This window comes from Vibrio makurazakiensis, from assembly GCF_050337375.1.
GTDB lineage: Bacteria > Pseudomonadota > Gammaproteobacteria > Enterobacterales > Vibrionaceae > Vibrio > Vibrio makurazakiensis.
The window spans coordinates 1-6,668 of sequence record NZ_JAKJSW010000217.1 but is presented as its reverse complement, the minus strand read 5'-3'; the positions used below and the strand labels follow the sequence as shown (position 1 = coordinate 6,668).

At 42.9% G+C, this 6,668-nt stretch carries 5 protein-coding genes; 2 read left to right on the top strand and 3 right to left on the bottom strand.

What is annotated here, in order from left to right:
• From cydC to trxB, 3 genes are all read right to left on the bottom strand, one after another.
• Positions 1–1,540: heme ABC transporter ATP-binding protein/permease CydC (gene cydC / locus L4C33_RS18240; protein ID WP_428813833.1), on the bottom strand; the 1,540-nt coding region annotated here is incomplete at its 3' end.
• The gene (gene cydD / locus L4C33_RS18235) at positions 1,533–3,320 is read right to left on the bottom strand and encodes a heme ABC transporter permease/ATP-binding protein CydD (RefSeq protein ID WP_428813832.1); all 1,788 of its coding nucleotides are present in this window, start codon (positions 3,318–3,320) and stop codon (positions 1,533–1,535) included. The genes cydC and cydD, both read right to left, overlap by 8 nt.
• 115 nt (positions 3,321–3,435) lie before the next feature.
• Positions 3,436–4,395 carry a thioredoxin-disulfide reductase gene (gene trxB, locus L4C33_RS18230; RefSeq protein ID WP_428813831.1) on the bottom strand — a complete coding sequence of 320 codons (960 nt, stop codon included), beginning with the start codon at positions 4,393–4,395 and terminating at the stop codon, positions 3,436–3,438.
• Between the two features lie 408 nt (positions 4,396–4,803).
• Here trxB and L4C33_RS18225 point away from each other — a divergent pair, with 408 nt between their 5' ends.
• Both L4C33_RS18225 and L4C33_RS18220 read left to right on the top strand, forming a co-directional pair.
• Positions 4,804–5,460 carry a 2OG-Fe dioxygenase family protein gene (locus L4C33_RS18225; RefSeq protein ID WP_428813834.1) on the top strand — a complete coding sequence of 219 codons (657 nt, stop codon included), beginning with the start codon at positions 4,804–4,806 and terminating at the stop codon, positions 5,458–5,460.
• On the top strand, positions 5,444–6,668 hold a 1,225-nt coding region (locus L4C33_RS18220; RefSeq protein ID WP_428813830.1), incomplete at its 3' end, for a cysteine desulfurase-like protein. The genes L4C33_RS18225 and L4C33_RS18220, both read left to right, overlap by 17 nt.

Sequence of the window (6,668 nt, the reverse complement as noted above, 5' to 3'; positions counted from 1 at the left end):
TGATTGTTTGTTCAGTTTGTTTATCTAAGCCTTCTGTTGGTTCATCTAGAAGTAGAATTGGGGCGTTATGAAGGAGTGCTCGCGCGATGCCGACGCGGCGCTTTTCACCACCAGATAAATGACGACCGCCATCTCCTAACCAGGTATCTAACCCTGTATCTGAGAGCAGCTTATCAAGTCCTACTTTTGTTAATACGTCAGCGAGAACAGAATCGTCTGCGTTTGGTAAAGCGATCAAAAGGTTGTCGCGTAAAGAACCATTGAGAATATCAACACGTTGGCTAACTACACTGATGGAATTACGAAGCTGAGACTCGCTCCATTCAGTCAGATTACGTCCAGCGATTGATATTGTGCCTTGGTTTGTATCCCAGTAACGACATAGTAATTGGATCAACGTTGATTTGCCTGAGCCAGTTTGACCAACAATAGCGACTTTACTATTCGCAGGTATTGTAAGGTTTACGGCGTTCAATATGTCGCGGTCACTGTCTGGGTAACGGAAAGTGACGTTATCAAAATGAACGTCGAGCGCCTGTGGCAGTTCGACACTATCACCTTTAAACACAACATCTGGCTCTGCTAGCGTGATTTCATTCAAACGGCGAGCAGACGAAAGTGTTTGACCAAGGTGTTGGAATGCACCTGCGATAGGCATAAGTAACTCGAAACTCGCCATCGTTGCAAAAGCCATTAATGCGATTAATGGATCTGGAGCATTTCCACCAACACCATCAGCAGCAATCCATAGGATTAGAACTAGTGTCCAACCGTTGAGTAGTGTTAGTGCTGCTGATGCTAAACCAGTTAGATTCGCGTTCACGAACTGATTCGCCATTAATTTTTGTTGCGACTCTAAAATCACATTGCGGTAGCGCTCTTCTGCACCAAACAGAGTTAGCTCACTGTAGCCTTCGAGCCAATCGAGAGTCGCAACACGTAGGTCGGCTTTGTTTTGTGTTAGCTCGCTACCGTTTCGTTTACCCAGTTTGTAGAAGAGGATAGGCCAAACGAACAGTAGAACAACTAGTATGCTACCGAGTAATAAACCTAATGAAGAATCGAACCACATTAAGAATGAAGTTAGACATAAGATTCCAAGTACACCGACGGTTACAGGGCTGATCAACCTTAAGTAAACATGATCCATTGCGTCTACATCTGCAACTAAGCGATTCAATAAATCAGCGTCACGTAGGTTTGATATACGTCCTGGGATTAACGGAGCCAGCTTTTTAAAGAAGAAGATTCGTAGATCGGTAAGCAACTTGAAAGTCGCGTTATGGCTAACTACACGTTCCCCCCAGCGACCAGCTGTTCTAGACATTGCAAGCCCGCGAACACCTCCGCCCGGTAGCATGTAGTTGAACGTTTCACGTGCAATGGTTAAGCCAGCAACAGCCGACGCTGAAATAAACCAACCTGATAATGTCAGTAGGCCGATAGAAGCCGCCAACGTTGCAAAGGCGAGTAGCATACCTAATGAAAGGCCGAACCAATGTTTCTTATACAGTTTTAGGTAAGGGAGTAAATCACGCATCTAGGTTCCCCTTATCGTTGTTTTGTTGCGTTAAGTTAGCATTAAGCATTTCTTCGAAGAGTCCACCAGCTTGAGCGAGGGCTTGATAGTTACCTTGCTCTGCGATTTTTCCTGAATTCATCACTATGATGTTATCAACAGATTGAAGTGGAGCCAGTTGGTGAGTCACCAGCAGTGCAGTATTGGACGCAATATTGGTATGAATACCTTTCATTACCAGTTGCTCACTGCGTGCATCCAAGCTAGCCGTTGGCTCATCGAGTAGCCAGAAACTACCGTTTTGAATCATTGCTCGTGCTAGGGCTAAACGTTGAGATTGCCCTACAGATAATCCGCCAGAGCGATCTGAAATCATGTAATCAAGGCCATGTTCATTCACAAATTCGTCAGCATAAGATTGAGATAGAGCTTGATTGACCACTTCATCGCTAATGTTTGACTTACCAAGGGTGACGTTGTCACGAATGGTGCCGTGCAATAGTAGTGGGTTTTGACCAACCCAACTGATTTGTTCACGCCAGGAAGCTAACTCCAGATCTCGAAGTTCGATACCGTTGACCTTAAGGCTCCCCTCATAAGGCATAAACCCTAGAATAGCGTTAATTAAGCTTGTTTTACCTGCGCCACTAGGGCCAACGAGTGCAACAGACTGGTTCGCTTTTATATCAAAAGAAATAGGGCCGACCAGTTCTGCGCCTTCTGGGCTCAATACTTTTAAGTTACTAGCGCTGATCGCAATATCACTAACGCCAGAAAGTGGTGTTGTACCTGATTGAACTTTAGTGATGTCAGTTTCTAAAAACTCAACGATACTTTCAGCGGCGCCAACAGCTTGTTGTTTTGCGTGGTAATACGTACCTAAATCACGAAGTGGTTGGTAAAACTCAGGGGCTAGGATCAGGATAAATAGACCAGCAAACAAAGTAACTCCTACACCGTAATGACCAAAGTTAAGGTCACCGATATAGCTAAAACCAAAGTAAACAGCGGTCATCGCGATTGAGAGAGATGTGAAGAACTCAAGTACAGCAGACGAAAGGAATGCAATCTTCAACACGTCCATCGTTCGTGTTCTAAATACCTCTGATGCACCTTTTAAAACCTCGGTCTCCGCATTAGTACGATCAAATAAACGTATTGTAGTCATGGACTGAAGTCGGTCGTAAAAGTGACCAGATAAGCGTTGTAGAGCCTTGAAGTTTTTACGGTTGGCATCTGCGGCTTTCATTCCCACCAAAGCCATAAAAATCGGCACAAGTGGTGCTGTGATCAAAAAGATTAAGCCAGCAGCCCAGTTTATAGGGAATACAACCACAAGAATGATGAAAGGTACCATTACCGACAGCGACATTTGTGGTAAGTATCGAGAGAAGAAATCTTGCATGTCTTCTACTTGCTCGAGAAGTAGCGTTGCCCAAGTACCTGCAGGTTTACCTTTGATGTAAGCGGGGCCCAAATCACGTAGCTTATCTAGGATAAGTTGTCTTATATAGACACGGATCTGTTCACCACAGCGATAACCTGCGATTTCACGACCCCAAGTGCAGCCTGCGCGGCCGATAACAGAAGCTGCAAGACCAACAAAGTGCATGACAAGTTCAGATTTATCGACATTTTCGATAATAAGCTGGTGGAGGATAGAGGCGAGTAAAGCGGCTTGTGCCAGCAAAAAGACACTTGAAAGTACGCCAAGGCCAATAGCAATCATGAGCCAGCGTTTTGCTAGGCTGCTTTGTTGCTTAAGCCACTTATTCAAGCTGCGTTGTTTTTTCTTATCCATTATGAAGGCTTAATGATAATTATTATTCAGTTGAGGGCGGCTAGTATACAAAAGAAAGCCCGGTGGATATACCACCGGGCTTTATGGAATTGAAACAAAAGTGAAAAATCACATTTTATTTATCGTTCAAACTGTCAAGAAAACGTTCCGCATCAAGTGCAGCCATGCAACCAGTACCTGCTGAAGTAATTGCTTGGCGGTAGTTATGATCCATAACATCACCTGCAGCAAAAACACCTTCGATGCTTGTTTGAGTGGCATTACCTTCTAAACCAGACTGAACGATGATGTAATCGTCTTTCATATCTACTTGGCCTTTGAAGATCGCAGTGTTTGGTTGATGACCAATTGCGATAAATGCACCCATTACCTCGATATCCTCTGTTACATCCGAACGAGTATCTTTAATTCGAACGCCCGTCACACCCATATCATCACCAAGGACTTCATCTAAAGTGCGGTCTGTATGAAGGACAATGTTTCCGTTTTCAACTTTGTCCATTAGGCGCTTAACTAAGATCTTCTCTGCGCGGAAAGTATCACGGCGGTGAACTAAATGAACTTCTGATGCAATGTTCGATAAGTACAGAGCTTCTTCAACCGCTGTGTTACCGCCACCTACAACCGCTACTTTTTGGTTACGGTAGAAGAACCCATCACAAGTTGCACAAGCTGAAACGCCACGACCTTTGAATGCTTCTTCTGAATCTAAGCCTAGGTATTTCGCTGATGCGCCCGTAGAAATGATTAAGGCATCACACGTGTATTCGCCTGAGTCGCCTTTGAGTCTGAAAGGGCGGTTCGCTAGGTCAACTTCATTGATATGGTCGAAAACGATTTCTGTTTCGAAACGTTCAGCGTGCTCTTTCATACGCTCCATTAATGCAGGTCCTGTTAGGCCTTCAGCATCACCTGGCCAATTTTCAACTTCAGTTGTTGTGGTTAATTGACCACCTTGCTGCATACCAGTGATCATCACCGGGTTTAAATTTGCACGCGCTGCATAAACAGCTGCGGTGTAACCAGCAGGGCCAGAACCAAGAATTAACAAATTACAATGTTTTACGTCACTCATTGGGACTCCGAAATCGAAAATAGTTTTTATAATAGTCGTAACCGATTGTATGGAAAATACAGAGGTAATTAAAGATTTAACCGTGAGCCAATTGTAATTAATGGTTATATGGTAGAGACAGTTCGCTGTAATGACGTGGAGTTTAAACAGAATTTTATTCTAAGTTATTGTTATTGTTGAGTATGAGTGATTACTTTAGAAGAGTGTTCTGATTTTTCAATGCTTGCRATCTTTAATCTGGTCGCTATAACTATTTATTTGCAAAATGTTGGTGTTATACTCTTAATATTTACTTTTGATGGAGTTTATTGCTAATTAACGTTGTATTTGCAGAATTACTGAGTAAGCTTGGTTGTGAAATAAATGTTAAATATTCACAAGTATTGCACATTCATTAAGGAGTCGATGTTGTTACATTCTCAAGGAAATACCCTGCAATTAACTAGCCTTAGTCATAATGCTATCTCTCAGCTTTCTCCATCTTTTTTTGATTTGCCTAGCACTGAGCATGCAGACGGAAAGTTTCGCTTGCGCCGTTACTCTGTCATTCGTGTAGTCGATGGCATGCTAAAAGAACAAGAAAAGCATGAGTTTATGCAATCAGACGATATCAACCACTTCCAAGGGAATGTGGTGAGGCAATTCGAACCTATTGAATCAGCTATCCTACAGAGCGAAGGTATGCTGGAAATGTGCAATATGTTTACTTCAAGTAATCATCTTCCTAATGGTCAAGAAATTGAAATTCATCAAATGCGTATCACTGCAATTTACGATGAAACGCAGGTAGCACCAGAAGGTGTTCATCAAGATGGATTTGATCATATAGCGATTGTTGGAGTAGGGCGCCATAACATAAGTGGTGGCGACATTATGCTTTATAGCACGAACACTGAAGAGCCGTTTTTTACTAAGATATTGAAAAATGGTGAAGTTGCTATGTTAGCCGATAGTAAGCTCTGGCATAACGCCCAGCCTATTCGTAGCGTACAGGAAAACAAAGAAGGTTATATGGATGTGTTTGTTCTCACTGCAAAGGTAGGTACAAATGGCTTTCATTCTTAATCAAGTTCGGGATCAGTTCACAGCGTTAGGCCAGTATTATAACGATAAGCCTGTAACCTTTTTTGATGGCCCAGGTGGCTCGCAAGTACCTGTCTCTGTATTGGCATCAATGCAAGAATACTTAGGGCATTACAATTCGAATTTAGGTGGTCATTATTTTTCGAGTCATAAAACGACTCATTTAATGCAAGCAGCGCGTGAATCGGCTCAAGCTTTGGTGAATGCGGAATCATCTGGCAATCTAATCTTTGGCGCAAATATGACGTCATTGACCTTCCAATTGAGCCGGGCGATCAGCCGTGATTGGAACCAAGGCGATGAGATTATTGTCACTGCGTTAGATCATTATTCTAATGTCTCTAGTTGGCAACAGGCCGCGGAAGATAAAGGGGTGGTWGTTCATCAAGTTCGTGTCGATGAAAAAGATGCTAGTTTAGATATGGCACATTTTGAATCACTATTGAATGAGAAGACCAAGCTAGTTGCTGTTACCCATGCATCCAATACGACGGGTAGCATTACTGATGTTAAAAGAATCGTTGAACTAGCACATCAGGTAGGATCTAAGGTGTATGTTGACGCGGTTCATTATACTCCGCACCATCTTGTTGATGTACAAGCGCTCAAGTGTGACTTCTTAGCTTGCTCTTCATATAAGTTTTTTGGTCCTCACTTAGGTATGGCTTATATTGCTCCGCAATGGTTGCATACGATTAAACCTTATAAAGTAGAGCCAGCTACCAATGTTGGGCCGGGGCGATTTGAAACGGGTACTCAGAGTTTTGAAGCGCTAGCAGGGTTTATTTCAGCGGTGGAATACCTTGCTCATTGCGGTGATCCTAGCGCTTCGTTACGTAAACGTTTAGAGCAAAGCTATCAGTTGTTTAACAAGCATGAAGCAGAGTTGAGTGAGTATTTTCTGCAACGTCTTGAAGAGTTAGAAGGTGTGCACCTTTACGGACGAAAGCAGTCGGATTCAGATGTCAGAACCCCGACGTTTGCTTTAACTTTTGACAAGTTTGAGCCAGAGTTTATCGCTCGTTCTTTAGGTGAACATAATATCTGTGTAGGTAACGGACACTTTTACGCTCTGGGTTTAGTTAAGCAATTGGGTGTTGAAGAAAAAGGTGTGGTTCGTATTGGCTGTATGCACTACAACTCGATAGAGGAAATTGACCTGTTATTCAATGTGCTTGAAAGCATTATGC